The following is a 24,850-nucleotide window of genomic DNA, read 5'->3' as shown; positions in this document are numbered from 1 at the left end:
GCTGGGGGGTGCGCGTGATTTGTCGATTGAGACGCATTAAAAACAGGGGAATACCACACTTAGAAAGCATTCATGCCGCTCACCGGCTCGCACCGTTAGAGTGGGTGTAGCTCAAGAGCTGCGGCATTGATCGTAAGTTCTGCCCGATTGGGCTATAATTAGGAACGTGTTCAAACAACTCGCTCAACTGTAAGAAGCGCAAGAGAACCGGGTTTGAAGGCTTCGTAAAATGAGCGTCTGCACCTGCCAGATCTATGCATAAACTTGTCGATGTTTCAGTTGATATCGACTGGTACGTCCCCTGAAATTAATCCCTTATCCTTCAACCGGGTCCAGAACGAGGCGGGAATTTCCTGCTCAAACCAATCGATATTTGCCTTCATCTGTTCGCCATTGCGGGCACCCGAAACGACCGTGACCACAGCTGGATGCAGTGTTGGAAAGGCCAACGCCGCCGCTTGCATGTTAACGCCCTCGGATTCGCATGCCGCTTGGATTTCATCGACACGCGCCAGGAGATCGGTCGGTGCGTCGGCATAGTTGAACTTCCGATTGCCCACCAGAAGACCGGAATTGAAAGCACCAGCCACAACGATACCAACGCCATCGCGGTGGCAACGGTCGAGAAGAGAAAGGCATTTTTGCTCTAGCAAGGTATAGCGTCCAGCAAGCATGGAGACGTCGATGTCAAACTCCTGCATCGCGTCAGATACGACCTGCCATTCATTGACCCCTAAACCGACGGCCCTTACCAAGCCCGCGGAACGCAGTTCGCCAAGCGCCTTGAACCCGCCGCCCTTGGTTAATTGGTCCCAATAGTGTTGATGACGATCTCCGTGTGTGGCGCGGCCAATGTCATGAATATACAGAATGTCAGGAGCGAACACGCCAATGCGTTGGCGACTTACTTCGAAAGAACGCATGATCGCATCGTAACTGTAATCAAAAGTCGGCCGGAACGGCAGCGGCTCCACGTAAGCGTCTTCCTCCGGCCCGACCGTCTCGTCCGGCACCATGACGCGCCCTACCTTGGTGCTGAGCACAAATTCGTCGCGCTTGTGCTCCGTCACCATGGTGCCAAGGCGGCGTTCAGAACGCGTATAGCCATAAAAAGGTGCTGTATCGAAATAACGGATACCGGCATCCCAAGCCGCCTCGAAAGCACTCAGGGATTCCTGATAACTCGTCAATCGATAGAGATTACCCATCTGGGCACAGCCGAGACCCATTAGCGTGAACGAGACGTCACGATTGCGCAATTTGCGCCTATCTGAAACCTTCATGATGCGCTGAATTCCCGATCTGACCGAAATGAGCGCGCGGATATGCTCCGCGCGCGAGCTTTGACTTAGTAAAGAACGTTTTTAGCTTCCGGCTTCTCGACATTGTCCTTTGTGACAACAACGACGCCGGTATCGATTGTCTTTTCGACCTTTTCCTTCTTGAGCAGCTTCAGCAATGTTGCAACGCCAATATCACCCATCTGGTAGGAACCCTGGACAACGATTGCAGCCAGCGTGCCATCCTTGACGAATTCCTGCAAATCCTGGTTTCCGTCGAAACCGATTGCAGTAACCTTGCCCGCTTTGCCGGCTTGCTTGATCGCCCGCCCCATGCCAATTGCGGTCGGCTCGTTCGCTCCGAAAATGCCCTTCAGGTCACTATTGGCAGCAAGAACATCAGTGGATTGGTTCAGCGCGGTAGCCATCTGGGACTGCGAATAGTAGGGGCCAACGATTTCAAGTTTCGAATTGGCCTTGATATAGTCGGTAAAACCACCCACACGACCGATTTCGGACCCTGCGCCGGCAACATAGGACATAACGGCAATCTTACCCGTCGTTCCGATCTTTTCGATCAAAGCTTTCGCGGCGAGTTCTCCAGCCTTTTTATTGTCCGTGGACAAGAAGGACTGATAATATTTCTCGGCACCGCTGGCGAGCTGGCTATCAATGATGACAACCGGGATACGCGCTTCCCAAGCTTTTTTCACAGCTGGCACGAGCGCATCGGGATCGGAAGGCGCGAGAAGTATGGCATCGACCTTACGGTTGACAGCATTTTCGACCATATTGACCTGGTCAGCGATAGCTGACTCCGATGCAGGCCCCTGGAAAGTCATCGTATGCTCGCCCTTTGCCTCGGAAATGGCAGCATCAGCACCCTTCTGAACGTTCTGCCAGAAGGTCGAATTGACCGTCTTGACAATAACGGCAATTTCACCGGCCGAAGCAGTGGTCAACCCGCCGAAGACCATGACCGAAGCGAGAAGCGCAGCTTTAAATTTACTCATGTTTTCCTCCAAATAACCGAACCCGACCGGAGTTCGAAACGGGGGAAGGACCTACCCTTCCCGTCCTCCTCTTCAGCGGCGATTGCGCAATTGGTCGATCCAGACAGTGACCAGAATGACAAGGCCGATGATGATCTGCTGCGTGAAGGCGGAGACGCCATTCATGTTCAAACCGTTACGCAAAATGCCAATGACGAACGCGCCGATAAAGGTTCCGGAAATCGTACCGACCCCGCCGATCAGTGAGGTGCCGCCGATGACCGCACTGGCGATGGCATCAAGTTCGTACATGACACCTTCATTCGGCTGCGCAGTGACAAGTCGCGACATCAGCACACAGCCGGTAAGCCCAGCCAGTGAGCCTGAAATCAGGTAGGTGTAGATCGTGATCCGCGAGACGTTGACGCCCGACAGACGCGCTGCGATGGCGTTGGAACCGATGGCATAGATATGGCGACCGAACACAGTCCGATTCAGAACGAACGCGGCAATGATGGCGATTACAATCATCAGGACAACGGGATACGGGATGCCTGGAAAAGTGACGACCGGGAACCCCTGTTCGTCGATAGACTCCAACCGAAACAGTGAGCCGTTACCCAAAACACCGAAGCTTTCTCCCAGTCCCGACACCGCGCGGGCGCCAGTGATCTGCAAGGCAACGCCGCGGGCAATCAACATCATGCCGAGCGTGGCGATAAAAGGAGGCAACCGCAACTTGGTGACAACGAGACCATTGATCAGGCCGCAAAGCGACCCGGTAAGGATGCCAAGCAGCATTGAAATCCAGATGGGAAGCTGGAGTTCCTTGACGGCGAGTGCTGCGACAACGCCAGCGAGCGCGAGCACCGAACCAACGGAAAGGTCAATGCCACCCGTGATGATCACATAGGTCGCACCAATACCGAGCAAAGCAATCGACGTGACCTGAAGTGCTATTGTCATGCCATTGCCGACAGAGAAAAAGGCGCTACTCGTCGCGGAGAAGATTGCAGCTAGCACGACAAGACTGCCAAGTGCTGCAAATTTCTGAATGATATCCTTCTGTCGCTCGCTGAGACGCCGTCCTTTATCTGCTGAAATCTGACCCTGCTCTAGCAGTTTACCGTTGGTTACTTCCGTCATGCTAATTATCCTTATTCGCCGCGTCGACCACTGCCGGACGCATAATGCATGATCTCTTCCTGATTGGTGTCACTCGTCTTGAGAGTCGCAGCGATACGGCCGCCATGAAAGACAGCGATGCGATCAGACATCCCGAGCACTTCCGGCAGTTCGGAACTGATCAAAACGACCGCGATGCCACGCGCAGCAAGCTCATCAATGATCTGATAGATCGCAAATTTCGCGCCAACGTCGATGCCACGTGTCGGCTCGTCAAAAAACATGACCCGCGGCTCACGAAACAGCCATTTGCCAATGATGATCTTCTGCTGATTGCCACCCGACAGAAGGCGAACCGGCTGATTGAGGCTCGGCGTCTTTATGCTCAGAAGATCGACATAATGCTGGCTTGCGTCCCGCTGTTGCTTGCGATCAATGACGCCTAGACTGTTGCTGACCGCCTGCATGCGGGCCATTACCAGATTGGCGTCGACAGGCATCGCGATGGCCAGGCCTTGCACCTTGCGATCTTCAGACAGGTAGGCGATGCCGGCATCGATCCCGCTGCGTGGATCAGTGATCTTCAATTCTTTGCCGTCGAGCACAATCGTGCCCGCGTCAAGTGGATCAGCACCGAAAATCGCGCGCGCTACTTCCGTTCGTCCTGCGCCCATCAGCCCGGCAAAACCAAGAATCTCGCCACGACGAATATCAAAACTGATGTTTTCGAAAACATCGCGCCTTGTGAGGCCTTTTACCGAGAAAATCACATCATTGGCAGGCTGACGGGTCAGCTCGGGAAATTTGTCCTCCAGCGATCGCCCAACCATGCGTGCAACAATTTCATCGATCGTTAGGTCGGCAAAATCGTCGGTCGAGACATATCGCCCATCGCGCAAAACCGTAACGCGATCAACGATTTCCTGCATCTCATCCAGCCGGTGAGAAATATAAATAATGCCGGTGTCTTGATTTTTCAGATCACGGATCACCTTGAAGAGAAGCTGGGCTTCCTGTTCCGTCAAAGACGAGGTGGGCTCGTCCATAATCAGCACATTTGCGTCTAGAGAAAGCGCTTTCGCGATTTCCACCATTTGACATTGGGCGACCGACAGTGTCCTCACCTGCACATTCGGATCGATATTAACCCCAAGCCTACCCAGACAGCGCTTGGCATCTGCAATCAACTTCTTTCGATCGACCAGAAAGCCCCGGCGAGGTTCGCGTGCGAGATAGATGTTCTCCGCGACGCTCAGATGCGGCACAAGATTAAGTTCCTGATGGATGATAGCGATGCCAGCCGCTTCCGACTCCAAAGTCGAAGCGAATTGAACCTCCGCCCCCTTGTACGTGATCGAGCCTGAATTTGGCTGATATACGCCGCTGATAATTTTCATAAGCGTCGATTTGCCGGCGCCATTTTCTCCACATACAGCATGAACCTCACCGGCGCGTAAATCGAAGCTAACACTCGAAAGTGCTTTTACGCCTGGAAATTCCTTTGATACACTATCGAGCTTCAGCAGCACAGGAGCCGTTTCAGATAGCTTCTTTGCAGAAAAACCTCTCATCGCGCTCCTCCTCCCTGAGCTTTGACAAAAGTTATCTTTTAATGGGGGAAATTAAATAATTGGTCAAGCCACTTTCTCGATATTGTTGGAGAACTGGCAAAAAATGAGGAGGATTGCGATGACATTAAACGCAATCCATTATTTTGGTCTTACCAAATGATCGAAACTAGACGAGTCTACCAGCAGATCGCGGACCAAATCCGGAAGCTTATCGATGGAAGTTCACTGGCAGCCGGATCAAGGTTGCCGGCTGAACGTGATCTGGCGCAGCAATTGCGCATTTCACGCCCATCGCTTCGCGAAGCGCTTATTGCTCTCGAAATCGAGGGCGTGATAGAAATTCGATCTGGATCGGGCATTTATGTCCTGCCGCCGGCCGATACTGTCGTGAATGACCAGACATTGGGCGAAAGTCCTGTTGAACTGATGCAGGCGAGAATCTTGATCGAATGCGGTTTGATGGCGCAATGTGCAGCAAAAATCAGCGAGCAGGCACTAACAAAATTGGAAAGTATCCTTGAAGCAATGACGCGAGAAATCGAGGCCAATCGCAAGCCTGTCGAACACGATAAACAGTTTCACATCGGCCTCGCATCAGCGGTGGGAAACAGCGTTCTAACCAGTATGGTAACTAAGATCTTCGATGAAAGACACAGTCCCATCTCAGAACGGATGCAGCGGCGTACGGAAAGTCCGAGTACATGGCGATTAGCAGTTGAAGAGCATTATGCCATTTTAACCGCACTACGGGCGAAAGACCCCTTCGCAGCGCAAGTCGCTATGCATGCACACCTCATTGCATCCGAGCGCCGTTGGGTTGAAGATTAGCGTTGAGCAGGCAGAGGCCGCCTGGACCACGACCCCATCTTCGCACCCGCTCCATATCAGTTTGAACGCTGGGCCACGGTCCTCGATCAACGACCTGACCTTCAACCCGAACTTTTCGGATTGGGTGATGGGATGGCCAATCGGCTGGACCGATCCGATGCGGCCGGTAACGGGGTGGTCAGTCTGGCTGCGGCGTATGCGTGGCGCACTCTTAAAGCTGCCCATTGCCGAGAGTGGATTTGACGGCTAACGTGATGTTGTCTGCGCGAAAGCCGATACGGATTGACCGTTGAGCCGTCGCCTACCCAAGAGCGCTGTCAGAACGATAAGAGTAGGGCAGACAATTTCCTGAAATCATGATGACTGATTTGACGGGGCTTAAATGCCCCTCAAACGATCCCTAAACGTCCGCTTAGAAATATTGATTTTGTCTAAAAACCAGCGTCAAAATGTCAGGAACGAGCGACACGCTACACGCAGCTTGGCCAATGGCGGAGGGGGTGGGATTCGAACCCACGGTACAGTCTCCTGCACGCCGGTNCGACACGCTACACGCAGCTTGGCCAATGGCGGAGGGGGTGGGATTCGAACCCACGGTACAGTCTCCTGCACGCCGGTTTTCAAGACCGGTGCCTTAAACCGCTCGGCCACCCCTCCAAGTAATTGTTTTAGAAAGACTTTCCCCGGTTTCTGGAAAGCTTCAAATCGCTATTTGCTACCGATTTGCTACCCAATCACTTATCGGTCGCTTTCTTAGCAGCTTTTATGGCGGCGTCAACTTGCTCAGCTGCATTTGCCTGCATTCCCGGCATGACGTGGGAATAAAGATCGAGCGTGATACCGATAGTCGAATGGCCCAACCGCTCACTGGCAATCTTCGGATGAACGCCCGCAGCCAAAAGCTGGGTAGCATGGGAATGCCGCAAGTCATGAAAGCGAATGCGGGGCAGTGAAGTTTTCGCCAGTAGGCGTGTCCATTCATGTGTCAGAGAAGTCGGCTTGAGCGGTCGGCCATCAATCTGCGCCACGACAAAAGAATTATCTTCTGGACGGATACCAAGCTTTAACTGCTCTTCGGCCTGCCCTGCCCTGTGTCGCTGCAATTCTTCCCGCACGGTCGAGGATAGGGCAACAGTGCGCGCCTTGCCTGACTTCGTTTCCTTATACCGGACTTCCTTGCCGACTTCCTCCGCACTCTCATTGATCGAAAGCAGGCCGTTCGACAAATCAACGTCTCGCCAGCGCAGAGCGAGGATTTCACCCCGGCGAAGGCCGCAAAGCGCCGCAAGAAGCGAAGGGATATAAATCCGCGTATGACGCAACTCATCAAGCAGGATGGCTGTCTGCGCAGCTGTATAAGCTTCCATTGTCTCGCGCTCGACCTTCGGTGGGCGGGTGAGCGCAACCGGGTTCTTTTTCAGCAAATCCCACTTCAACGCCTGATCCATCGCAGTTAGCATCACACGGCGGCAATGGTGGACCGTACGCGGCGACAGTCCGCCCTTCCCGTCCCTTCGTCCATTTTCCAACAGGTGCGCCCAGCAGCCGTCTATTCTAGCGGCTGTGAGCTTATTCAGCGTGACCGAACCGATAACCGGCGCGACGTTTTTCATCAGCAATTCTTCGTATCGCTGATGCGTCTTGGGTGAAACGTTCGCCTTTTCATGTGCCAGCCAGCGGGTGAAATATTCCCGCACAGTCGTTTTGGACGGCTCAATATAACTGCCGCCATCCAATTCAGCTATCAGCCGGGAACATTCAGTTTCGGCCTGGCGTTTGGTGCCATGGAAGGTATGCCATTTACGGCGGCGCTGACCTGTTTCAGGATCAGGAACGTCAAGGACTATCGCCCACTTGCCGGGGGAGCGCTCCCGGATGTGACCTTTCATTTTTTTGTACCCTTACTATCATTCCTCTTCGACGCAATTGCTTCATCAAGTTTCTGCATTGCTTCAGGAGATTTCTTAAGAGCGTCAAAGAATGAGGTCCCTCTAAGGAAATCTGCAGCCTTTGCTTCCCAATCTAACGCTTCCTGAAACTCAGACTCTCCATCCACCAGACCGCCAAGACGTACCGTTTGCTCCAGTAGTTTGTCGTAAAGTCCATAAGTATGGGCAAATACTTCTTGCGCCAATGAGCGCAATTCTTCCATCTCATCAGGTGTCTTGGGGCGTTCGCTCAATGTTTCGTTACCAAGGATCAGCACTGCATCAATTAATTGCTTCATGCTGTTGTTAATGGCCGGCTTGAGATCCTCATACGTCAAAGCAATCCGACAAAGGCGCCTAACCGCCTCTGACTTGGATCGGATTTTGTTTTTCCAAGCCCAATCATCAATCGCTGCCATTTCAGACGGCGACATAAACATATTGAAGCGCTCGGTCTTCTGTTCATCCTGCTTCGGCCTGTCCGGCATCGGAATGTCCTTCCTGTTCACAACTTACGTAACCTGCGCATAAAAAGGTTGCAAGTTTATTAATTCGTGCTAACTATTCCTATGTAAGTTACGTATGTTCATAGGAAGGGCGAATAGTGACACTCGAAGAGGCACTGACTAAGCCGACGATTTCGGTAGTGGATGCAGGAAAGCTATTTTTCGGCCTTGGCCGCAATTCAGCTTACGAAGCCGCCAAGCGCGGTGACTTTCAAACAATCAAAGTGGGAGGCCGAATTGTGGTGCCGGTTGCACCATTGGCGGAAATGGTCGGGCTTCGCGCCGAGTTTGCGAGGCAGTCATGACTACGAAAGCAAAAGGCCCGGCAGAGGCGGCAACCTCAACACCGAGCCATGTTTCCACCCAAGCAATAGGATTAGAAAACATGGAAACCAATACCACACCATCGGCCAAAAGGCCAGACGTAAGCCTGCTTGAGCGGGCGACAAAGGCGAATGAGTCAGCGTCAACAGCATTTGCAATCATCCAGATATGCCGCGCCGCCGCTGAATTCGCGGACGATCAGCCGGATTATAATTTGGGCCGGGATGTCCCTGCGAATATCTCCGTGGCACTCAAGCACGTGAATGACCTCGTGCTTGACATGACCGATGTTGTCGAGCGGGTTTTGAGGATGGAGAGGGCATAATGTTGAACAGACGTTCTTTTCTCCGCGCTGCCCCTGCTGCTGGTGTTGCTCTTACGGTTCCGGCTGTGGCGATTGCTGCAAAGCCGGAAAAAAACCCCGACGAAAGGATTGATGCGGCTCTCGCGGAAATAATCGCAGCCTTCCGCGAAAAGTGGCCGAATTGCCCGATCCGTATTGACGACATTGATAACGTCAGCTCTGGCGTAATTACCATCATCTCCCACTGCGGGAAGGATGAGCCAGGCACCGTCAATTTCCGTCGCAGGAAGCTTTCAACGGTAAAGCCGAAGGTTCACTTCGATGACGGTTCGCCGCTTCTGGCGGATGACGTAACAGGCTCGACGGCATTTGCCGATTGGGAGCGGAGGAAGTCGACATGACCCTGATACGTATCTGGCTGGCCTTCTTTCTTCTCCGTATCGCTCGCTCTGCAACGGTAGTTTCCATCTGGATACTGCCGGATCTGAAAGGGCGCGCGAAATGAGTAGTCCCGCAATTCACAGGCTGCGCCGTCTGATGCTGGAGAAGTGGATCGAGGACGCGATTGCGCTGCTCGATACTCTCGACGGCGACCCTGATTTTGAAGATGACGAACGCGAAGACGATCCCGCCGAAATGGGGATCGCTGACGCAGATGGGTGGGTAGAATGATCAATCTACCATGGATGCAAATTTACGTTGGTGATGAGCTATCGGAAGCATCTGGCCTGAGCGCAGAGGAGTACGGGGCGCATATGTTTTTGCGCCTCCATCAGTGGCGACATGGTGAGCTTCCGTCCGATGAGGAACGGCTTCGCAGGATTGCACATGTTGATGCTGATAGGTGGATGGCGGTGAGTGAGGTTCTTGCGCCTCTATATGATTATCTTTGGGTTCACAAACGTACGGCGGAAGTACGTGAAGCATCTGAAATCAAACATAAAAACTTGTCGGAGAATGGGAAAAAGGGTGGACGACCCAGGAAGACTGCAAAAGCCGATGAAAAGCCTAGCTTTAATTCGGCTTATGATCGGCCAAAAGCCGATGAAAAGCAATCACAATCACAACCACAATCACATTCAGATTTACAATCAGCGTCAAAATCACAACCAACGCCAAATCATGGGGCTTTGGACGGGGAAAGGTTAGCATCTACGCGAGAGGGGGAGCGAAGCGCGCAATCAAAAAGCGCTGTAGCGAGCGACCCCGATTTGAACCATCCGAAGAAAAAAAAGGGTGAAGCTTCTGCAATTCCACAGGTGAAAGACCTCGCGGAGGCGGAAGCGTGGCTACAATCAAAAGACGTGTTTCCTGGCGATGTTGAGTATCTCGCAAAAAAAATGGTGAACGGTGATTTATACATCGAGGACATTGAAAGGAGCGCCGCATGATTGTTTGCAAGCAGCCTGACGGCAAATACCTCGTGATGAATGGCGGCAATGTTGTTGCAGGCCCTTTCGATACCAACTCTGAAGCGTGGCGAGCATTGGACCGCTTGTCAGGGCAGTCAGTGAGCAAGGCGGAAGACACGTCTGAGTGGGTCTGGAACAAGATGGCAGGAGGTGAAGCATGACTGAGTTAAATCTCAAGACGGATACTCGGCAAGCCAATTGGCGCAGGGCGAATGCTGAGAAGTACAAAGCTCATCTTGCAGTGCAGCGTGCACTCAGTAGCGGAGAGTTGATCAAGCCGCCTTGCGAAGTTTGCGGAGACGTACAGGTTGACGCTCACCACGATGATTATTCAAAGCCGCTTTCTGTTCGCTGGCTATGTCGTCAGCATCACACACGTCTTCATAGCGGTGGCGAAGACATGTTTTCAGGAAGTCCAGATGATGACGCCATTTAATCCCCGCGTGATCGAGGCCGCTCGTTGGCTTGCGACGACACCTGATAGTGAGAAACCCCACCCTGTCATTGAAGGACTGCGCCAGCGGTTCGGCTTGACCGTTCTGGAGGCATCGCAAGCAGCAACCGAGGCCAGATTAATCAGAGCGAGGGCGCTGTGAACGAAATCAGCGATGATGAGCTTGAGCGCCGGATGCGCGCCAAGCTGTTTTCCGGCGGGCCGAAAATTAAGAAACAGCTATCTGATGAAGATCAGAAAATAGCGGAAAAGCTCATGGGAAGGACGAACGCCAGAAAACTCGCCAATCCAAATCTGGATAGGCCGTTCCGCTATCGCCCGCTTGTTGTGATGGCTGAATATTATGAGGTGCCACCGATCAACGGTCGATACGGCCCTGATCTGGAAGGCGGATGGAATGTTGATCTGATCGAGGACGGCGTAAAGAAAACCCTGGTTGACCGTGGCGATTGGGAGGAATGCCGGGACAAGATCAGGCAGCTATCCGCCAAGGGCATCCCGGTCAAGAAGTTTGAAACCGATCGCATGAGGGAGAACGCGGCCAAATCCAAAGCGGACCGACTTGCTCGAAAACAAAGCAGGAAAACCCTCACGATCAATCACCTGAAAGGCTTTCGTCTATGAACCAGGTTGTTCAATTTCCAAAGCCGTATCGGGAGCGTGTCGAAATTTGGTCCGGGATCAGCCATCAGACCGGAAATCGGGTCTGGATGTTTGACATGTTCATTGATGACGGCGCTTGCAACATTCACGATGCACACAGCCTTGAGGAAGCGCAGCAAGTGGCCCGCGAGTTGCAATCCGAAGGTAATACTGTGATTTGGAAGGATGAGATGCCATGAAATCAACCACTTGCAATCTCCACGGTATCACCGAAATGACACCGGAGCGCTTTGACCGCATGATGGGAACTCCCCCCAATGGGGGAAGTACCTTGGCTATCGAAAGCCTATGGGGTACGCGGACAATCGCAAGGTTTATGGGTGTGTCTGTGGACTTTGTGCGTAAGCTGGAAATGGAGGAAGCAACTTTCCCGGCTCGCAGGCGTGGCGGACGCCTTTATGTCACCAAAACAGAGGTTGTCGTCTGGCTCGCGAAAGGCAGGGGAAAAACCTCATAACTAACTGATTTTACCTGCACTTAACTGCGCTTTCGGTAATGGCTTCGCGCACGCGCATGAGGCAAATTAGGGGCCATGAAGATATGGCCCTTTTACCGCAAAAAAGCACTGACTGACGAGCAAATCCTTGAGATGCTTGGACAGGGTGCGCCGACTGCAACGGGTGTGGCGGTTTCGACCGAGATAGCCTTGCGCGTCCCTGCCGTTGCCACTGCGGTTCGTACCATTTCCGAAGCCGCTGCCAGCCTCAATGTGAAGGTGGTGGAAATTGCCGCCGATGGATCGGAGAAGGAAGTTCCCGGTCATCCTGCCGTTGATCTGCTGCGCAGCGAGGCGAACGAGTGGACTTCCGGTTTCGAATTCATCCGCTCGATCATGGTCGATGCACTTTGCCGGGATCAGGGCGGGCTTGCCCGTGTCTCCCGCAGCATGGATGGACGGCCCCTTGAACTGATCCGGTATCGTCCCGGTTTCATCAACGTCGATTATCCCGATGACACCTTGCAGCCGCGCTATCGCGTCAATGGCATCCTGCAAGACGCCAGCGAAATCATTCATCTTCGCGGTACCTACGACAAATCCCCGCTGACATTGTGTCGCGAGGCCATCGGCGTTGCTATTGTGATGGAACGCCATGCCGCCCGCCTGTTTGGCCGTGGTGCCCGTCCCGGTGGCGTCCTGCGCACCAAGAAACCGCTTGGCGACAAGGGCGCGCAGTCCATGATCGCCATGTGGCGTCAGATGATGGACGGTGCCGATAATTCCGGCAAGACAGCCATTCTGTACGACGATGCTGAATGGGTGCAAATGCAGCTTTCCAGTGTTGATGCACAGTTTCAGCAGCTTCGCCTTTTCCAGCTTCAGGAAATCGCCCGCGCCTTCAATCTCCCCGCTACACTTCTGGGCGATTTGACCAAGGCCACATGGTCGAACAGTGCTGAAATGCATCGTCAGTTTCTCCAGCTTTGCCTTGAGCCATGGCTGCGGGCACTGGAAGGCGCACTGCGCCGCGCCCTGTTCACCAAGGATCAGCGCAAAACCCTCGCAATTCGTTTTGACCGTGACGACTTCACCAACGTCGATCTGACGGCCCGCGCCACGGCAATCAGCTCGTTGCGCTCTTCCATGGTGCTGACCCGCAATGAGGCTAGGGACTGGCTTGATCTGCCGCCAGTCGATGACGGCAACACCTTTGAAAATCCAAATACGGGATCGAGCCAGCCGGGATCAACTCCCGCCAGCGGCGGACGTCCGGTCCAACCGCCATTGGCGGACGAACAAGAAAACGAGGACGAAAATGGATCTGAGTGAAATCATCGCCAATGTGACCGATCAGGACCGGGGCCGCGAATGTGAGCTGGTCGATCCTGTCACCGGAGAGCCGACCGGGATCAAGCTCTGGATCGTCGGCCCGGACAGCAAGACGGCGCATGATGCCCGTATCGCGATGACGGACGAGCTTATGGAGCGCACCCGCTCTGACGGCACTGTGTCCGGTGAGGATCGCGAGCGCGCTCGGCTCAACTGTCTGGCTCGTCTCGTGACCAAGTGGGAAATCATCGAAGACGGCAAGTCCCTCCCGTTCAATCACAAGAATGTGCTGCGCCTGCTGGCTGTGTCTTGGGTCGAAGCCCAGATTGATGCTTTCGCCAGCAACCGCGCTGCATTCCGCGAGGTGGTGTGATGGACAGATTAATCGGCCTGACACTCATGGCGGCATCTATCGCCCTGCTGATTATGGCCATCACCGGCGCTGCGGAACACACCGTGCGTTTGTTGGAGGCATTTTGATGGACAGGTTGATTGTCGAAACCAAGATGATCGCGGGTGATGCTGGCCTGATTTCAGGTCTGGCATGGAAATTTGGCAGCCCTGATCGCATTGGCGACTGGATTGAACCCGGTGCGTTCAAATCGGCCAAGATGCCTATTCCTCTTTTGTTCGGCCACGACATGAATGATCCTGTTGGAACGTGGGACATAGCCGAAGAAAAGTCAGACGGCCTTCACCTCACCGGAAAGCTTCTGGTCGATGAAGTGATCCGTGCCCGCGAAGTGCAAGCGCTGGTTAAATCCGGCGCCGTTCGCGGTGTCTCTATCGGCTTCATTACGAAAAGCTCCAGTCCGCGCACTGGCGGCGGGCGCACCATCAAATCTCTTGAGCTTCTGGAAGCGTCTCTCGTGACGATCCCGATGCATCCCGGCGCGAAGGTGACTTCGGCCAAATCGGCAGTTCTGGCGCTGAATATCGCCGCTGCCATCAACCGCGCAGCCGCGCAGATTGGAAGGAACTGACATGCAGCATGTCATGAAAGAAGCGCTGCTCGGCAGCGTGAGCATCACCCGTAAGGGCGAGGATGACGATCCGGTTTCCATCGTCACCAAATCGCTTGATGATCTGCGGGCATCGCTGGATGAGCGTCTCAAAAAGGTCGAGGGCGAAAATCCCGATCTCAAGGCCCTGAATGATCGCCTTGATGAAATCGAGAAGAAGGCCGGTCGCCTCGGCGGCGGTGGCAACAAGGACGAGCAGAACGAGATTGAGCGCAAGGCCCTGTCTCACTTTGCCCGCACCGGCTCTGACGTGGAAGTGAAGGCGGCAGCGTCTGACAACAATGTCGATGGCGGTTACTTCGTTCTGCCCACGGTCGATCTGACCATCCGCAATCTGATGACTGATCTGTCTCCCATGCGTGGGCTGGCCGAAGTCGTCAGCATCGGCACTGATCGATACGAGCGATTTTACAGCATGGGCAAGCGTGGCGCAAAGTGGGTGACGGAACGCGAAGACCGTCCGCAGGATACGGCGCGCCCCGAACTCACCAAGCATTCGTATGGTGTGGCAGAGCTATATGCTGCTCCCGTTGCCACCCGTCACCTGCTCGATGATGCGGCCACCGATATTGCATCCTGGCTGATCAACAATGCCACCCATGATTTCAGCGAAACCGAGGGCGAGGCATTCATGACCGGCGATGGTGTGGATAATTCCCCGACTGGCCTGCTGACTTATCCGACCGCGCCGGAGAAAGATTTCGCTCGCGAGTGGGGCAAATTCCAGTACGTGCCGACCGGTGCAACCCCGGATGATGCAAAGCTGGCAGATGCGCTCATCAAGATCGTTGCCACCCTGCGCCGTCCCTACAAGGGCAATGCCGCATTCCTGATGAACAGCAACACGGCAATCCGCCTGCGCCAGATCAAGGACGCCAACGGGCGCTATCTGTGGGCACCCACGGGCAACCTGATTGAAGGCATTGAACATCCGCTCCTCGGCCAGCGCGTCGAGATCGATGAAAGTATGCCGGATATTGCCGCTGACGCTCTCCCCATCGCCTTCGGTGATTTCCGTCAGGGCTATGTCGTCGTGGATCGACAGGGCGTCCGCATCAACCGTGATGAACTCACCCAGAAGGGCCGCATTGTCTTCGACGTCTACAAACGCGTGGGCGGCGGTGCTGGTGATTTCAACGCGATCAAGTTCCTCAAGATCGCTGCGAGCTAAGGAGAACAGCCATGAAAGACACCTATCACGACAACAAGGCGGTTCAGGCGATTGCTCCGGCAGTTCTGGCCGCGAACACGAACGGCGTCAGTATCGACCTCAAGGGTTTCGACAGTGCGCTATTCGCGGTCAATACCGGGGCAATTGAAGCCGCTGGCGATTTTACCGTGAAGCTACAGGAAAGCGACACCGGAACGAGCGCCTGGACTGATGTGGCCGCTGCTGACCTTCTGGACGGCGTACCTGACACGCTGGAAGCCAATTCTGCCTATCGGGTTGGTTATATCGGATCCAAGCGCAAGCGCTACGTCCGGGCCGTTGCCGTCAAGACTGGTGGAACAAGCATCGCCCTTGGCGTCGTGGCCATCCTTGGTCATGCCAGCACAGCGCCGGTGGCCTGATATGTCGGTACGCGCTCCTTCCATCTGTGGCTACTGCAACAAGGCTCACACTCGTAAAGAGCCGTGCATCACCGTGCAGCGCCTTGAGAAGGAGCGCAAAGCCCGCTTCGACAAGAAGCGCCCAACCTCACGCCAGCGTGGCTACACGGCTGAATGGGACCGGGAAAGGAAAGCTTTTCTCGCTGTCTATTCCTCCTGCCGCCGTTGCGGTGCGCCCGCCACGCTGGTCGATCACATCAAGCCGCATAAGGGCAACCAGACGCTGTTCTGGAACCGTGCCAACTGGCAACCCCTTTGCACACCCTGTCATTCCAGCGCCAAGCAATCGGAAGAGCGGCGCAATCACGAGGGATAATCATGCCTATTTTCGCAACAGCAGGTGCCAAGGTGTTCATTGGCAGCGTTATTGCTCCGAAGTCAGAGGATTTTGTTGCCGCAGACTTCACCAGTCAGATTTGGGAGCGGATCAATAATCTCGAAAGCATCGGCACTTTTGGCGACACGGCAACCGAGATCACCTTTGACGATATCGGCCTGAACCGTACCCAGAAGATCAAAGGCACTCGCAATGCGGGTAACTTGGAAATGGTGACGGGCATCGACTATGCCGATGCGGGCCAGATCGCCTTGCTGGCAGCAGAGAAGGCCATCCATGACTATGCCTTCAAGATCGAGTTCAACGACGCTCCGGCAGGCGGAACGCCATCACAGCGCATGTTCATTGCCAAGGTCATGAGCGCAGCAGAAGCACTCGACACGGCCAACAACGTGATGAAGCTCAACTCTACCCTTGGCATCAATTCCAACATCGTGCGCGTCAACGCGGCAGAGGTATAATCCATGTTCTTCGCCACGTCAGGCACATCCCTGCATATAGGGGCGGTTCGGCAAGACTGGACCGCTCGACAGGTGAGTGCATCTGACTTCACTGGCGAGGCGTGGACACAGGTCAATGGATTATACAGCCTTGGTCAGATCAGTGGTGAATGGCAGACCAAGGCCACCATGCTGCCTGATCCCTATGATCCAGACAATCCACCTATCCCAGATCATCAGAAGAGCGCACGTCCGACACAGACGATGGAAGTGGTGATCGCACAGAACGATGACGACGCAGGCCAGTTGCTCATGCTGTCCGCAGAGAACAGCGTCAATCCCCACGCCTTCATGCTCACCTTCGCCAATGGCAGCAGTCGCCAGTTCATCGCTCATATCATGTCGGCGGGCGAAATCATGGATGAGGCCAACAGCGTGGTGTGCTGGTCTTTCGGCCTTCTCCTTCAATCCAACATCGCGAGGTCAGCATGATCGTGGAATGGCAGGTAGAACAGTTGATTGCAAAGGCCAAGAGATACGCCGCCGCAAAGGGCATCACTATCTCAACGGCGTCAACGCACATCTTCAACGATGGCAAGGTGCTTCCTCGTCTCATCAATGGAGCATCAATCACAACCAGACGCTTCAATGCAGCGATGGATCACCTCGATCGGCATCAACCGGGGGGTGGCTCCAGACTTTCGACCTTGGGAGGGGACCGGCGCGGGGGGCATCGCGCAAGACAGGACACAATTGGAGTTTTCAGGAATGGCTGAAATCGTGACCCTTCAAGAGCTGAAAGATCAGTTGAATTTCACTGCTGATCAAGGCGTGAACGATGACGCCCTTCTGTCTCGAAAGCTCAAGGCGGCACAGAACTATATCGAGAGCTTGCTTGGCTTCAAGCTGGAGGAAACCTATGGCGGCGCGGACCAAGAGGAAGCTCCGGCAGCACTTGTCGAGGCAATCTACCAGACGGCAGCGCATTGGTATGAGAACCGTGAAGCAGTCCTTGTCGGCGTCAGTGCGCAAGACCTTCCGTTCGGCGTCTGGCCTATCGTGAACGAATTCAGACGGTGGAGTTTCTGATGGCTGACGATGGTGGATTGTCCCGCTTCCAGCGCCGAATGAATGCTATTCCGAAGGCTGTGCGCGAGGCGGTGAAGCCTGCTCTGGTGAAATCCGCGCAGGAGATGGCATCAGGCATGAAGCGCCTCGCTGAAACGTCTCGCGATACCGGAGCGCTGATCGACAGCATCGAGGCAACAGGGCCAGGTCAGCAGACGCCGCCATATTCGCAGCCGGGCGGAAGCAATCAGGTAAAGGAAAATGAGGCAGTTGTGACGGCTGGCAATAAGAATGTGCGCTATGCCCATCTGGTCGAGTACGGTACCACGGCATCCTCTGCGCAGCCTTTTTTCTGGCCGACTGTCCGCACCCAGAATAAACGCGCAGCCAACCGCATCAAGCGAGCAATGCGCAAATCGATCAAAGAGAACTGGGGCAAGAAATGAGTTTCGAACTTGCTCTCCAGAAGGCGATCCGGGCGCGACTTACTGCAACGCAGGAAGTTACCGCGCTTGTCCCTGCCGCCAATATCATAGACCGCAATGCGCGTCCTAATCCCGATCCGTCGATCATCCTTGGTGAGGATCAGGGCGTGGACGCTGAGTTCATCCAGCGCAATGTCGTTCGGGTTTTCCACACCATCCACGTCTGGAAGAAGGAAGAGAACCTTGTCGGCGTGAAGGCAATCGCCGGGGCGATCCGGAATGCGATCAGTCAGTCCAGATTTGGACCGGCTGGCGGTTTCCACTTCGCTGACTGCTACGTCTCTCAAATGCGCTTTCTGCGCGATCCAGATGGCGAGACCAGCCACGGCGTTGTCACTGTTCAAGCCCTTGTTCAGGAGGTCGCATGAGAGCCGGAAAGCTTGATCGTTTTATCACAATCGAACGAGGCGAAGAAACCGCAGACGAATACGGCGGCGTGAGCTTCGCATGGTCGAAGTTTGCGGACCTGCGCGCACAGATCGTTCAGGCCAGCACCGAGGAATATATCCGGGCTTTTGGCGCGAGGGATGAAACCGTGATCATTTTCCGCACCCGGTATCTTGATGGAATAACCAACGCTGATCGCATCGCCTATGCAGGCGGATACTACAACATCAAGGAATTGAAAGAGATAGGCCGTCGCGAAGGCTTTGAAATCCGCTGTGTGAGGCAAGCATGAAGGGAGCCAAGCCACGTCTGGTGATTGACAACGAAGCTCTCCAGCGGCCTCCTGCGCCGTCAGCATGGCTGTCTGTCGAGGCGAAGAAGGAATGGCGTCGTGTCGTTCCGGGGCTGGTCGAGCGCCAGATACTGACCGATGTCGATCTGGGCAGTCTGGAGAACTATTGCATTTGCATCGGGCGCATTCGCGATACCGAAGCGAAAATCCAATCCGAAAAAGACACCGACATGATGCTCAAGCTCGTGCGCGCGCAGGACAAGGCAATGGCCAGCGCCCGACAGCTTGCAGCCGAACTTGGATTAACGCCTGTGTCGCGCTCGCGGCCAACCGTGAGGAGGCCGGCGGATGGTAACGAAGACCTATCCCCACTGGATATATGACGGATCCGAGATCGATGATCCATTCGGGCATGGTGACAGAGCCGTGCGGTTCCTGCGCGCCCTGCGCCATCCGAAGTCGATCCTTCCGAAAAACGTCTTCCAGCTTGACGAATGGCAGGAGCGGATTGTCAGGCGCATCTATGGCCCGCGCCATGAGGACGGGTCGCGCGTGGTCAAGACTGTGGTGCTTCTCCTGCCTCGCGGTAATCGCAAGACCAGTCTGGCCGCTGCACTTGCGCTGCTGCACACCATCGGTCCGGAGCGGGTGCCGGAAGGCGAAGCCATCTTTGCCGCTGCTGACCGCAAACAGGCCGGGATCGCGTTCAAGGAAGCTCTGGGCATCATTCGGGCCGACAAGCGTGTTGTCGCAGCAACCCGCGTCTATGATGCGCACAACAGCGCCAAGAAGATTGTTTATCCCAAAGAGGGTTCATTTCTCGAAGTCATTTCAGGTGATGCAGGAACACAGCATGGCCGCACCCCGGCATTCGTCCTTGCCGATGAAATTCATATCTGGCCGAACCGTTATTTGTGGGAAGCTCTGACGACTGGTCTGGACAAGACCGACAATCCCCTGCTTGTTGTCGCCACCACGGCGGGACGCGGCCAGGATAATCTTGCATGGGATGTTGTCGAGGATGCCCGCAAGGTGGCGCGCGGTGAGGTGGATGATCCGTCCATTCTCCCGATCCTGTTTGAAGCCGACCGGAACGACGACTGGCGCGATGAAAATGTCTGGCATGAGGTCAATCCCGGCCTGCGCCATGGCTATCCCTCCCTTGATGGCTTCCGCCGCCATGCCAAGCGAGCAGAGCGTAGCGTAGGCGAGCGCCAGTCCCTGCGACAATTGAAGCTCAATATCTGGCTGGATGCTGCCACCGATCCATTCGTGGACATGGATATTTATGATGCAGGCAAGGGCCGTGTCGATATCGAAGCCCTCAAGGATCAGCCCTGCTGGCTGGCCGTCGATCTGTCCTCAACCGTTGACCTTTCCGTCATCGTGGCCTGCTGGCGCGATGCTGATGGCTACGTGGTGCATCCGTGGTTTTTCTGCCCTGACGACAACATTGATAATCGGGAAGACAAGTCGGGCGGCTCCTATCGCGAGTGGGTGGACGATGGACTGATCACGGCCACCGAAGGTTCAACCATCGCTTTCCAGCCGATTGAAAACAAGATCGTGGAACTGTGTGAAGATTTCGACGTGAGGGAAATAGCTTTCGACCCGTTCATGGCGCGTCAGGTGCAGCCGAAACTGTTGGAAATGGGCCTGCCAGTTGTAGATATGCGACAGGTGCCGTCCCTGATGATGCCTGCAATTCATGAGCTTGAGCGCGCCATTCTGGCCAGTGAGTTCAGGCACGGCGGTCATCCTGTCCTTCGCCACTGCTTCTCGAATGTCGTGGTGAAGCGGAATGACCAAGGCCATGTCGCCAAGTTCACAAAACCCAAGCTCTGGATGTCCATCGACGGTGCAGTCGCCTCCGCCATGGCCGTCGCCCGCTGCGCTGCCGGTGACAGCGGACGATCCAGTTACGACACCTTTGACGGCGATATAGAGGATTGGATCTGATGGCAGGTGACACCGAACGACTATTCGTTGCCCTTGAGGCTCGCGTCAACAATTTTGAGAAGGAATTCAAACGGGCTGAGCGCACCGGAACACGGACATATCAGAACCTGCAACGGAACTCGTCCCGCGCAACTCGGCAGATGGAACGGGATGCCAATCGCTCGGCAAGCCGGGTCAATCAGGCATTCGCGACAATTGGGACAAAGATCGGCGGATACAGCAAAGCCTTTGCAGGGGGCATATGGGGCGGGATAGCAGCCGGAGGCCTGACAGGTGTGGCAGTTGCTGTTCGTGGCGTTGCCTCTTCCTTCGCGGAGCTTGGTCGCGAAGCACAAACAGCGGGCTTGCATGTCGAGGACTTGCAGCGCTGGCGCTATGTGGCGGATCAGAACAAGATCGGCATAGATGCGATGATCGACGGTTTCAAGGAACTGAATTTGCGCGCTGATGAATATATTGCCACTGGCAAGGGTTCGGCGGCAGAAAGCTTCCAACGTTTGGGTATGTCGCCCGATGAGGTAAAGGAGCGCATCAAAGATCCGTCCAAGTTCATGCTGGAATTGGTCGACCGCACCAAACGGCTGAAAGACACAGCGGCAGGCATTCGCATATTCGATGAGCTTTTGGGCGGCTCTGGCGGCGAACAGTTTGTCAGATTGATCGAGCAGGGTCGGGACGGCATCACAGCCACTCTCAATGAAGCCGACAAGATGGGTGCCGTATTAGATGAGAATTTCATCAAGCGCGCGGAAGAGATCGACAAGAAGTTCAACCAGATCGCAACAACAGTCGGCTCCACGCTTAAGGCGGCTATTGTCGACGCGGTGACGGCACTCCAAGGCTTTATCAGTCAGTGGAACGCTCTCAACGAAAAGAATGTGTCGGGCATTAAGGCAGAGCTTGAAATATTGCGGCAGAGCCGTGAGCGGTTGAATACGACGCAGCCATCCGGTGGGTTGCAAGATAGTATTGCTGGAATATTCGGGAAGGATCGCGAAAGCCAGTTGGCAACTATCACAGCCAAGGAAAAGCTCTATAACGACGAGCTGGAGCGGCGCAAGAATATTGTGGTGACCACCCCTGACCAGCCTGCCTATGCGCCATACGTTCCGCCAAAAGACCCGTCTAAAGGCGGTGGGCGATCCACTGTTGATAGGGACCGCGAACGCGCTGCGAAAGCTGCTGAGCGTGAGCGGCTTGCGGTTGAGCGTTTAATCGCAGAGTTACAATTTGAAGCCTCTCTCGTTGGTAAATCAGCGATTGAGAAAGAGAAGATGATTGCACTTCGCCAAGCTGGTGCCGCTGCTACTGCGGAAGAGAAAGCTCAGATCGAGGCTCTTGTTGAGAGTACCTACAGGCAGACCGAGGCTTGGGAGCGCGCACAAGATCAAATGGCCGAAATCCAAGATGCAAGCCGTGAGTTCGCTGGCACACTTGCTGACGGTCTTTTAAGTGGAGCAAAGGCAACAGACGTTCTCGCAGACGCATTGGGCAGGCTCGCTGATCGTCTCATAAACAGTGGGCTGGATGCTTTGTTCGGCGGTCTATTCGGTGGCGGCTTCGGAGGCATATTTGGCGGAGGCCAGATGAGTATCGCTAGAGGCGGCGGCATCGGGCTTTACGCAAGAGGATCGACCTTCACCCCCGGAGGCACGGCGCTTGTAGGCGAGCAAGGCCCAGAGCTGGTCAATCTCCCACGCGGCTCACAGGTCACACCTAATCATATGCTTGGGAGCACAAGGGGAGCTTCGGTCGAAAAGGTGCCTTATGTGGCTGACGTGCGCGTATCAGTCGATGAGAAAATGAACCTCAAAGCCGAGATGGTGGGGATTGCTGAACAAGTTAGCCAAAAGGACATCGCCCGATATGACAGGTCTGGGCCTGCCCGTTTTAAGCGCGATAGCATGGAAGCAAACCGCCGTGGCTTGATACGATAAGAGGTAACAATGGCTATTCAATTACCTTCAATCTTCTTCCAGAGTGGACGGCCTCGTTTGAACCGGCCCATGTCGGTGACCAAGTATGGCGGACGTGCGCTGTCCTTTGTCGAGTATGCTGATGCATATTGGACCGTCGATATGGAAACCCAGCCATTGCCAGAAAATAAGCTAGCGGCAGTCGAAGCATGGATTGCAAGCGCAAGGGGTGGTTTTGAAACCATCCATTTCATCCCGCGTCACATGAGCGTTCCACAGGCTTATATCGGCAACGAAACCAATCCAATTGTAAACGATAACGGCATACTGGCTGCAAAGAGCGGGACCAATCTGACCGTGAATAGCGTCTCATCGGGGCTGGTACTCACAGCCGGGGATTTAATCGGTTTCTCATCAGGTGATTATAATACCCTCGGTAGGGTGATAACCGGCGCAACAGCTGCCAGCACTTCGGTTTCAATCACCGTGGAGCCGCCGCTTCCATCTCATATCCCGGTCGGCTCAACGATTGTTTTCCGCAATCCGAAACTTAATACCCGCATCATGCCGAATTCAATCTTCATCGGTGATGGAAAGTTTCCATCCGCTTCGTTCCAGTTGATCGAGGTGCCAAAATGATTGAGCGCTTCAAACAAGCAATGGTGTCTGCATTGGAAGCGACGCTTGCCACTTCTGATAAGGTCCAACTTCCTCCTGGGGGAATACTTCTCTGGGATTGGTTTATGGATCTCAATTCAGCCCGCACATGGCATGCCAATGGTCCAAACCCGATCAGTTTTTCGGAGATTTCCGAATATGCACGGCTATATCGCTGGAGCATTCAACCGCATCACATCGCAGTATTGCGAGCCATGGATGCCGCGTATGTGGAGCATTTCTATGCCAAGCGTGAGACAGGCGGACAAGCCGCACAGAAGCCCGCAGGCGAGCTGAGCGCTGACTTGTTCGATGCGGTGTTCGGATGAGAAAGCACGGCAAATGGGGAAGAATGCTGGGCTATGGCGAATATCGTTATGGAAACAAGCCAAAGAAAATAGAGCGTATCTATAAAGGCGATGCTCGAAACCACAAGATAACAGAAGTGATGAACGCCTTGCGTGATTGGCGTTTAAGTCATTTTGAAAATGAGGGTGCAGTCTTTCATGGGCTTCGCTCTGCGCTATGCCTTGAAGGCCATTCCTTTGCTAGATCAGAGCGTGAAGCTTCCAGTTTGATAAGCGCAGCATTTACTTATCTGGGATATGCCCGCCCTTCTTGGGAGCAAGGTCAGCGTGAATATTCATTGCCTGAAGAGTATTGCAACTGGTGCTACACTGAGATGCCCGAGGAGCAATGGCAAGGCATACGCAAAGCGCGCTTCTGTTCGCCCGTATGCGCCAAAGCTGCACTTGAGCATCGTGACTTTGAACGTACTTTGCGAGATAGTGCGATAGCGCGATCAGCGCAGGCAATAATCAGGCGTGAAGCATTGCCAGAGCGTCAATGCAAATTCTGCCTGAAAATGTTCAAGCCATTCAATCCAGACAGCCGTGATCTGTCTTTTTGCTCAAGGGAGTGTGCTGATCAGTCTCGGCGCAAGTATTCTGAAATCCCATGTGGATCATGTGGAAAGCTGTTTCGTCAGATGAAAGCGGATCACAGATATTGCTCGTCTGATTGCTTCAATACAGCCAGCCATCCGACCGAATGCAAACAGTGCCATAAGAGATTTATCGCAAAACGGTTTGGGGCCATGTTTTGCTCGAACAATTGTTCGCAGACATACAGAAGGGCCGAGGAAGCTATAAGTGCCGGCAAGACATACATTCCGCTTGGCAGCACCATTCGTAAGAATTGTCGCATCTGTGGTTCAGATTTTATGACTGCCCGCCATAATGCCTTTATGTGCAGCCGAAGATGTCAGAAACGCCTCGAAAGCATCAAGAAGGCAAAAAGGATATCGCCGCATGTGTTCGACTGGTTCTTTAAGTGCCCACTCGAAGGACGTCGATCAAATGAATTAACTGCCCAACGCTTCGACTGGATCGCAATCAATCAGGGCCTGCGGGTGACGATGGAGAGGGCGGTTTAATCTACCTCTCTCCACCTGCGAACCGAAAAGAATTGGTTCCCACCGTCCATAGAGTAGAGTCGCTCGCCTCTGGCTATAGCGGCTCG

Annotated in this window: 36 protein-coding genes and 1 tRNA gene; 30 read left to right on the top strand and 7 right to left on the bottom strand. The window is 54.4% G+C overall.

The genetic code is table 11. The annotated features are described in order from the left end of the window. Positions 1 to 275 precede the first annotated feature (275 nt). From KUG47_RS13135 to KUG47_RS13120, 4 genes are all read right to left on the bottom strand, one after another. Positions 276 to 1,283 (bottom strand): aldo/keto reductase, encoded by a 1,008-nt coding sequence (locus KUG47_RS13135; RefSeq protein ID WP_217678421.1) that lies wholly within the window; start codon positions 1,281 to 1,283, stop codon positions 276 to 278. 65 nt (positions 1,284 to 1,348) lie between these two features. Then, complete coding sequence (locus tag KUG47_RS13130; protein ID WP_217678420.1) at positions 1,349 to 2,293, bottom strand: ABC transporter substrate-binding protein; 945 nt, start codon at positions 2,291 to 2,293, stop codon at positions 1,349 to 1,351. A 72-nt stretch (positions 2,294 to 2,365) separates the two neighbouring features. Continuing rightward, positions 2,366 to 3,418, bottom strand: a complete 1,053-nt coding sequence (locus KUG47_RS13125; protein WP_217678419.1) for an ABC transporter permease — start codon at positions 3,416 to 3,418, stop codon at positions 2,366 to 2,368. 11 nt (positions 3,419 to 3,429) lie between these two features. Then, a complete protein-coding gene (locus KUG47_RS13120; protein WP_217678418.1) occupies positions 3,430 to 4,968 on the bottom strand; it encodes a sugar ABC transporter ATP-binding protein in 1,539 nt (512 codons plus the stop codon). A 156-nt stretch (positions 4,969 to 5,124) separates the two neighbouring features. On the opposite strand from KUG47_RS13120, the gene KUG47_RS13115 reads away from it, so the two are divergent. Beyond that, the gene (locus KUG47_RS13115) at positions 5,125 to 5,796 is read left to right on the top strand and encodes a FadR/GntR family transcriptional regulator (RefSeq protein WP_217678417.1); all 672 of its coding nucleotides are present in this window, start codon (positions 5,125 to 5,127) and stop codon (positions 5,794 to 5,796) included. Positions 5,797 to 6,363: 567 nt separating this feature from the next. On the opposite strand, the gene KUG47_RS13110 is transcribed toward KUG47_RS13115, so the two are convergent. From KUG47_RS13110 to KUG47_RS13100, 3 genes are all read right to left on the bottom strand, one after another. Beyond that, positions 6,364 to 6,453 (bottom strand) — tRNA-Ser (locus KUG47_RS13110). A gap of 77 nt (positions 6,454 to 6,530) precedes the next feature. Beyond that, entirely contained in the window at positions 6,531 to 7,685 is a 1,155-nt protein-coding gene (locus tag KUG47_RS13105; RefSeq protein ID WP_217678416.1) for a site-specific integrase, read from the bottom strand. Next, positions 7,682 to 8,212: a hypothetical protein gene (locus KUG47_RS13100; protein WP_217678415.1), complete on the bottom strand. Its 531-nt coding sequence runs from the start codon at positions 8,210 to 8,212 to the stop codon at positions 7,682 to 7,684. Before KUG47_RS13100 ends, KUG47_RS13105 begins: the two co-directional genes overlap by 4 nt. Positions 8,213 to 8,328: 116 nt before the next feature. On the opposite strand from KUG47_RS13100, the gene KUG47_RS13095 reads away from it, so the two are divergent. The 29 genes from KUG47_RS13095 (at position 8,329) to KUG47_RS12955 (ending at position 24,764) form a co-directional block, all read left to right on the top strand. Continuing rightward, entirely contained in the window at positions 8,329 to 8,535 is a 207-nt protein-coding gene (locus tag KUG47_RS13095) for a hypothetical protein (protein ID WP_340162809.1), read from the top strand. Between the two features lie 80 nt (positions 8,536 to 8,615). Further along, on the top strand, positions 8,616 to 8,879 hold the full coding sequence (locus tag KUG47_RS13090; protein WP_340162811.1) for a hypothetical protein: 264 nt from the start codon (positions 8,616 to 8,618) through the stop codon (positions 8,877 to 8,879). Next, on the top strand, positions 8,879 to 9,259 hold the full coding sequence (locus KUG47_RS13085) for a twin-arginine translocation signal domain-containing protein (RefSeq protein ID WP_217678413.1): 381 nt from the start codon (positions 8,879 to 8,881) through the stop codon (positions 9,257 to 9,259). Before KUG47_RS13090 ends, KUG47_RS13085 begins: the two co-directional genes overlap by 1 nt. A gap of 100 nt (positions 9,260 to 9,359) precedes the next feature. Further along, positions 9,360 to 9,530: a hypothetical protein gene (locus tag KUG47_RS13080; protein WP_217678412.1), complete on the top strand. Its 171-nt coding sequence runs from the start codon at positions 9,360 to 9,362 to the stop codon at positions 9,528 to 9,530. Beyond that, a complete protein-coding gene (locus KUG47_RS13075) occupies positions 9,527 to 10,249 on the top strand; it encodes a DUF1376 domain-containing protein (protein ID WP_217678411.1) in 723 nt (240 codons plus the stop codon). Before KUG47_RS13080 ends, KUG47_RS13075 begins: the two co-directional genes overlap by 4 nt. Continuing rightward, a complete protein-coding gene (locus tag KUG47_RS13070; RefSeq protein WP_217678410.1) occupies positions 10,246 to 10,431 on the top strand; it encodes a hypothetical protein in 186 nt (61 codons plus the stop codon). Before KUG47_RS13075 ends, KUG47_RS13070 begins: the two co-directional genes overlap by 4 nt. Beyond that, a complete protein-coding gene (locus tag KUG47_RS13065; RefSeq protein ID WP_217678409.1) occupies positions 10,428 to 10,706 on the top strand; it encodes a hypothetical protein in 279 nt (92 codons plus the stop codon). The genes KUG47_RS13070 and KUG47_RS13065 overlap by 4 nt, the downstream gene beginning before the upstream one ends. Next, entirely contained in the window at positions 10,690 to 10,866 is a 177-nt protein-coding gene (locus KUG47_RS13060; protein WP_217678447.1) for a hypothetical protein, read from the top strand. The genes KUG47_RS13065 and KUG47_RS13060 overlap by 17 nt, the downstream gene beginning before the upstream one ends. Positions 10,867 to 10,898: 32 nt before the next feature. Next, positions 10,899 to 11,348 (top strand): hypothetical protein, encoded by a 450-nt coding sequence (locus KUG47_RS13055; protein WP_217678408.1) that lies wholly within the window; start codon positions 10,899 to 10,901, stop codon positions 11,346 to 11,348. Beyond that, a complete protein-coding gene (locus KUG47_RS13050; protein ID WP_217678407.1) occupies positions 11,345 to 11,566 on the top strand; it encodes a hypothetical protein in 222 nt (73 codons plus the stop codon). Before KUG47_RS13055 ends, KUG47_RS13050 begins: the two co-directional genes overlap by 4 nt. Then, on the top strand, positions 11,563 to 11,844 hold the full coding sequence (locus tag KUG47_RS13045) for a helix-turn-helix domain-containing protein (protein ID WP_217678406.1): 282 nt from the start codon (positions 11,563 to 11,565) through the stop codon (positions 11,842 to 11,844). The genes KUG47_RS13050 and KUG47_RS13045 overlap by 4 nt, the downstream gene beginning before the upstream one ends. Before the next feature lie 75 nt (positions 11,845 to 11,919). Beyond that, on the top strand, positions 11,920 to 13,155 hold the full coding sequence (locus KUG47_RS13040) for a phage portal protein (RefSeq protein ID WP_217678405.1): 1,236 nt from the start codon (positions 11,920 to 11,922) through the stop codon (positions 13,153 to 13,155). Further along, complete coding sequence (locus tag KUG47_RS13035) at positions 13,142 to 13,528, top strand: hypothetical protein (protein ID WP_217678404.1); 387 nt, start codon at positions 13,142 to 13,144, stop codon at positions 13,526 to 13,528. Before KUG47_RS13040 ends, KUG47_RS13035 begins: the two co-directional genes overlap by 14 nt. Before the next feature lie 106 nt (positions 13,529 to 13,634). Continuing rightward, a complete protein-coding gene (locus KUG47_RS13030; RefSeq protein WP_217678403.1) occupies positions 13,635 to 14,138 on the top strand; it encodes an HK97 family phage prohead protease in 504 nt (167 codons plus the stop codon). Position 14,139: 1 nt separating this feature from the next. After that, positions 14,140 to 15,348 carry a phage major capsid protein gene (locus KUG47_RS13025; protein ID WP_217678402.1) on the top strand — a complete coding sequence of 403 codons (1,209 nt, stop codon included), beginning with the start codon at positions 14,140 to 14,142 and terminating at the stop codon, positions 15,346 to 15,348. Positions 15,349 to 15,359: 11 nt separating this feature from the next. Next, positions 15,360 to 15,749, top strand: coding sequence for a hypothetical protein (locus KUG47_RS13020; RefSeq protein WP_217678401.1), 390 nt, complete (start codon positions 15,360 to 15,362; stop codon positions 15,747 to 15,749). Position 15,750: 1 nt separating this feature from the next. Next, positions 15,751 to 16,104, top strand: coding sequence for an HNH endonuclease signature motif containing protein (locus KUG47_RS13015; protein WP_217678400.1), 354 nt, complete (start codon positions 15,751 to 15,753; stop codon positions 16,102 to 16,104). A 2-nt stretch (positions 16,105 to 16,106) separates the two neighbouring features. Beyond that, positions 16,107 to 16,586, top strand: a complete 480-nt coding sequence (locus KUG47_RS13010; protein ID WP_217678399.1) for a hypothetical protein — start codon at positions 16,107 to 16,109, stop codon at positions 16,584 to 16,586. A gap of 72 nt (positions 16,587 to 16,658) precedes the next feature. Beyond that, positions 16,659 to 17,057 carry a hypothetical protein gene (locus tag KUG47_RS13005; protein WP_217678398.1) on the top strand — a complete coding sequence of 133 codons (399 nt, stop codon included), beginning with the start codon at positions 16,659 to 16,661 and terminating at the stop codon, positions 17,055 to 17,057. Positions 17,058 to 17,333: 276 nt separating this feature from the next. Further along, on the top strand, positions 17,334 to 17,654 hold the full coding sequence (locus tag KUG47_RS13000; protein WP_217678397.1) for a head-tail connector protein: 321 nt from the start codon (positions 17,334 to 17,336) through the stop codon (positions 17,652 to 17,654). Next, a complete protein-coding gene (locus tag KUG47_RS12995; RefSeq protein ID WP_217678396.1) occupies positions 17,654 to 18,079 on the top strand; it encodes an HK97-gp10 family putative phage morphogenesis protein in 426 nt (141 codons plus the stop codon). Before KUG47_RS13000 ends, KUG47_RS12995 begins: the two co-directional genes overlap by 1 nt. After that, positions 18,076 to 18,486, top strand: a complete 411-nt coding sequence (locus KUG47_RS12990) for a DUF3168 domain-containing protein (RefSeq protein WP_217678395.1) — start codon at positions 18,076 to 18,078, stop codon at positions 18,484 to 18,486. The genes KUG47_RS12995 and KUG47_RS12990 overlap by 4 nt, the downstream gene beginning before the upstream one ends. Beyond that, complete coding sequence (locus KUG47_RS12985) at positions 18,483 to 18,797, top strand: phage head closure protein (RefSeq protein WP_217678394.1); 315 nt, start codon at positions 18,483 to 18,485, stop codon at positions 18,795 to 18,797. The genes KUG47_RS12990 and KUG47_RS12985 overlap by 4 nt, the downstream gene beginning before the upstream one ends. Beyond that, complete coding sequence (locus KUG47_RS12980; RefSeq protein ID WP_217678393.1) at positions 18,794 to 19,180, top strand: phage terminase small subunit P27 family; 387 nt, start codon at positions 18,794 to 18,796, stop codon at positions 19,178 to 19,180. The genes KUG47_RS12985 and KUG47_RS12980 overlap by 4 nt, the downstream gene beginning before the upstream one ends. Beyond that, on the top strand, positions 19,146 to 20,756 hold the full coding sequence (locus KUG47_RS12975) for a terminase large subunit (RefSeq protein ID WP_217678392.1): 1,611 nt from the start codon (positions 19,146 to 19,148) through the stop codon (positions 20,754 to 20,756). The genes KUG47_RS12980 and KUG47_RS12975 overlap by 35 nt, the downstream gene beginning before the upstream one ends. Continuing rightward, entirely contained in the window at positions 20,756 to 22,693 is a 1,938-nt protein-coding gene (locus KUG47_RS12970; RefSeq protein ID WP_217678391.1) for a hypothetical protein, read from the top strand. Before KUG47_RS12975 ends, KUG47_RS12970 begins: the two co-directional genes overlap by 1 nt. 9 nt (positions 22,694 to 22,702) lie before the next feature. Beyond that, positions 22,703 to 23,311 (top strand): hypothetical protein, encoded by a 609-nt coding sequence (locus tag KUG47_RS12965; RefSeq protein ID WP_217678390.1) that lies wholly within the window; start codon positions 22,703 to 22,705, stop codon positions 23,309 to 23,311. Continuing rightward, positions 23,308 to 23,658 carry a phage tail assembly chaperone gene (locus KUG47_RS12960; RefSeq protein WP_217678389.1) on the top strand — a complete coding sequence of 117 codons (351 nt, stop codon included), beginning with the start codon at positions 23,308 to 23,310 and terminating at the stop codon, positions 23,656 to 23,658. The genes KUG47_RS12965 and KUG47_RS12960 overlap by 4 nt, the downstream gene beginning before the upstream one ends. Then, positions 23,655 to 24,764 (top strand): hypothetical protein, encoded by a 1,110-nt coding sequence (locus KUG47_RS12955; protein WP_217678388.1) that lies wholly within the window; start codon positions 23,655 to 23,657, stop codon positions 24,762 to 24,764. Before KUG47_RS12960 ends, KUG47_RS12955 begins: the two co-directional genes overlap by 4 nt. Positions 24,765 to 24,850 lie beyond the last annotated feature (86 nt).

The organism is Falsochrobactrum tianjinense (genome assembly GCF_019100495.1).
In the GTDB taxonomy this organism is placed as follows: domain Bacteria; phylum Pseudomonadota; class Alphaproteobacteria; order Rhizobiales; family Rhizobiaceae; genus Brucella; species Brucella tianjinense.
This window is presented reverse-complemented; position numbering and strand designations above follow the sequence as displayed.

Coding starts and splice junctions, on each gene's coding strand:
- KUG47_RS13135 (WP_217678421.1), bottom strand. CDS start 1,283: ATGAAGGTTTCAGATAGGCGCAAATTGCGCAATCGTGACGTCTCGTTC.
- KUG47_RS13130 (WP_217678420.1), bottom strand. CDS start 2,293: ATGAGTAAATTTAAAGCTGCGCTTCTCGCTTCGGTCATGGTCTTCGGC.
- KUG47_RS13125 (WP_217678419.1), bottom strand. CDS start 3,418: ATGACGGAAGTAACCAACGGTAAACTGCTAGAGCAGGGTCAGATTTCA.
- KUG47_RS13120 (WP_217678418.1), bottom strand. CDS start 4,968: ATGAGAGGTTTTTCTGCAAAGAAGCTATCTGAAACGGCTCCTGTGCTG.
- KUG47_RS13115 (WP_217678417.1), top strand. CDS start 5,125: ATGATCGAAACTAGACGAGTCTACCAGCAGATCGCGGACCAAATCCGG.
- KUG47_RS13105 (WP_217678416.1), bottom strand. CDS start 7,685: ATGAAAGGTCACATCCGGGAGCGCTCCCCCGGCAAGTGGGCGATAGTC.
- KUG47_RS13100 (WP_217678415.1), bottom strand. CDS start 8,212: ATGCCGGACAGGCCGAAGCAGGATGAACAGAAGACCGAGCGCTTCAAT.
- KUG47_RS13090 (WP_340162811.1), top strand. CDS start 8,616: ATGGAAACCAATACCACACCATCGGCCAAAAGGCCAGACGTAAGCCTG.
- KUG47_RS13085 (WP_217678413.1), top strand. CDS start 8,879: ATGTTGAACAGACGTTCTTTTCTCCGCGCTGCCCCTGCTGCTGGTGTT.
- KUG47_RS13080 (WP_217678412.1), top strand. CDS start 9,360: ATGAGTAGTCCCGCAATTCACAGGCTGCGCCGTCTGATGCTGGAGAAG.
- KUG47_RS13075 (WP_217678411.1), top strand. CDS start 9,527: ATGATCAATCTACCATGGATGCAAATTTACGTTGGTGATGAGCTATCG.
- KUG47_RS13070 (WP_217678410.1), top strand. CDS start 10,246: ATGATTGTTTGCAAGCAGCCTGACGGCAAATACCTCGTGATGAATGGC.
- KUG47_RS13065 (WP_217678409.1), top strand. CDS start 10,428: ATGACTGAGTTAAATCTCAAGACGGATACTCGGCAAGCCAATTGGCGC.
- KUG47_RS13060 (WP_217678447.1), top strand. CDS start 10,690: ATGATGACGCCATTTAATCCCCGCGTGATCGAGGCCGCTCGTTGGCTT.
- KUG47_RS13055 (WP_217678408.1), top strand. CDS start 10,899: ATGCGCGCCAAGCTGTTTTCCGGCGGGCCGAAAATTAAGAAACAGCTA.
- KUG47_RS13050 (WP_217678407.1), top strand. CDS start 11,345: ATGAACCAGGTTGTTCAATTTCCAAAGCCGTATCGGGAGCGTGTCGAA.
- KUG47_RS13045 (WP_217678406.1), top strand. CDS start 11,563: ATGAAATCAACCACTTGCAATCTCCACGGTATCACCGAAATGACACCG.
- KUG47_RS13040 (WP_217678405.1), top strand. CDS start 11,920: ATGAAGATATGGCCCTTTTACCGCAAAAAAGCACTGACTGACGAGCAA.
- KUG47_RS13035 (WP_217678404.1), top strand. CDS start 13,142: ATGGATCTGAGTGAAATCATCGCCAATGTGACCGATCAGGACCGGGGC.
- KUG47_RS13030 (WP_217678403.1), top strand. CDS start 13,635: ATGGACAGGTTGATTGTCGAAACCAAGATGATCGCGGGTGATGCTGGC.
- KUG47_RS13025 (WP_217678402.1), top strand. CDS start 14,140: ATGCAGCATGTCATGAAAGAAGCGCTGCTCGGCAGCGTGAGCATCACC.
- KUG47_RS13020 (WP_217678401.1), top strand. CDS start 15,360: ATGAAAGACACCTATCACGACAACAAGGCGGTTCAGGCGATTGCTCCG.
- KUG47_RS13015 (WP_217678400.1), top strand. CDS start 15,751: ATGTCGGTACGCGCTCCTTCCATCTGTGGCTACTGCAACAAGGCTCAC.
- KUG47_RS13010 (WP_217678399.1), top strand. CDS start 16,107: ATGCCTATTTTCGCAACAGCAGGTGCCAAGGTGTTCATTGGCAGCGTT.
- KUG47_RS13000 (WP_217678397.1), top strand. CDS start 17,334: ATGGCTGAAATCGTGACCCTTCAAGAGCTGAAAGATCAGTTGAATTTC.
- KUG47_RS12995 (WP_217678396.1), top strand. CDS start 17,654: ATGGCTGACGATGGTGGATTGTCCCGCTTCCAGCGCCGAATGAATGCT.
- KUG47_RS12990 (WP_217678395.1), top strand. CDS start 18,076: ATGAGTTTCGAACTTGCTCTCCAGAAGGCGATCCGGGCGCGACTTACT.
- KUG47_RS12985 (WP_217678394.1), top strand. CDS start 18,483: ATGAGAGCCGGAAAGCTTGATCGTTTTATCACAATCGAACGAGGCGAA.
- KUG47_RS12980 (WP_217678393.1), top strand. CDS start 18,794: ATGAAGGGAGCCAAGCCACGTCTGGTGATTGACAACGAAGCTCTCCAG.
- KUG47_RS12975 (WP_217678392.1), top strand. CDS start 19,146: ATGGTAACGAAGACCTATCCCCACTGGATATATGACGGATCCGAGATC.
- KUG47_RS12970 (WP_217678391.1), top strand. CDS start 20,756: ATGGCAGGTGACACCGAACGACTATTCGTTGCCCTTGAGGCTCGCGTC.
- KUG47_RS12965 (WP_217678390.1), top strand. CDS start 22,703: ATGGCTATTCAATTACCTTCAATCTTCTTCCAGAGTGGACGGCCTCGT.
- KUG47_RS12960 (WP_217678389.1), top strand. CDS start 23,308: ATGATTGAGCGCTTCAAACAAGCAATGGTGTCTGCATTGGAAGCGACG.
- KUG47_RS12955 (WP_217678388.1), top strand. CDS start 23,655: ATGAGAAAGCACGGCAAATGGGGAAGAATGCTGGGCTATGGCGAATAT.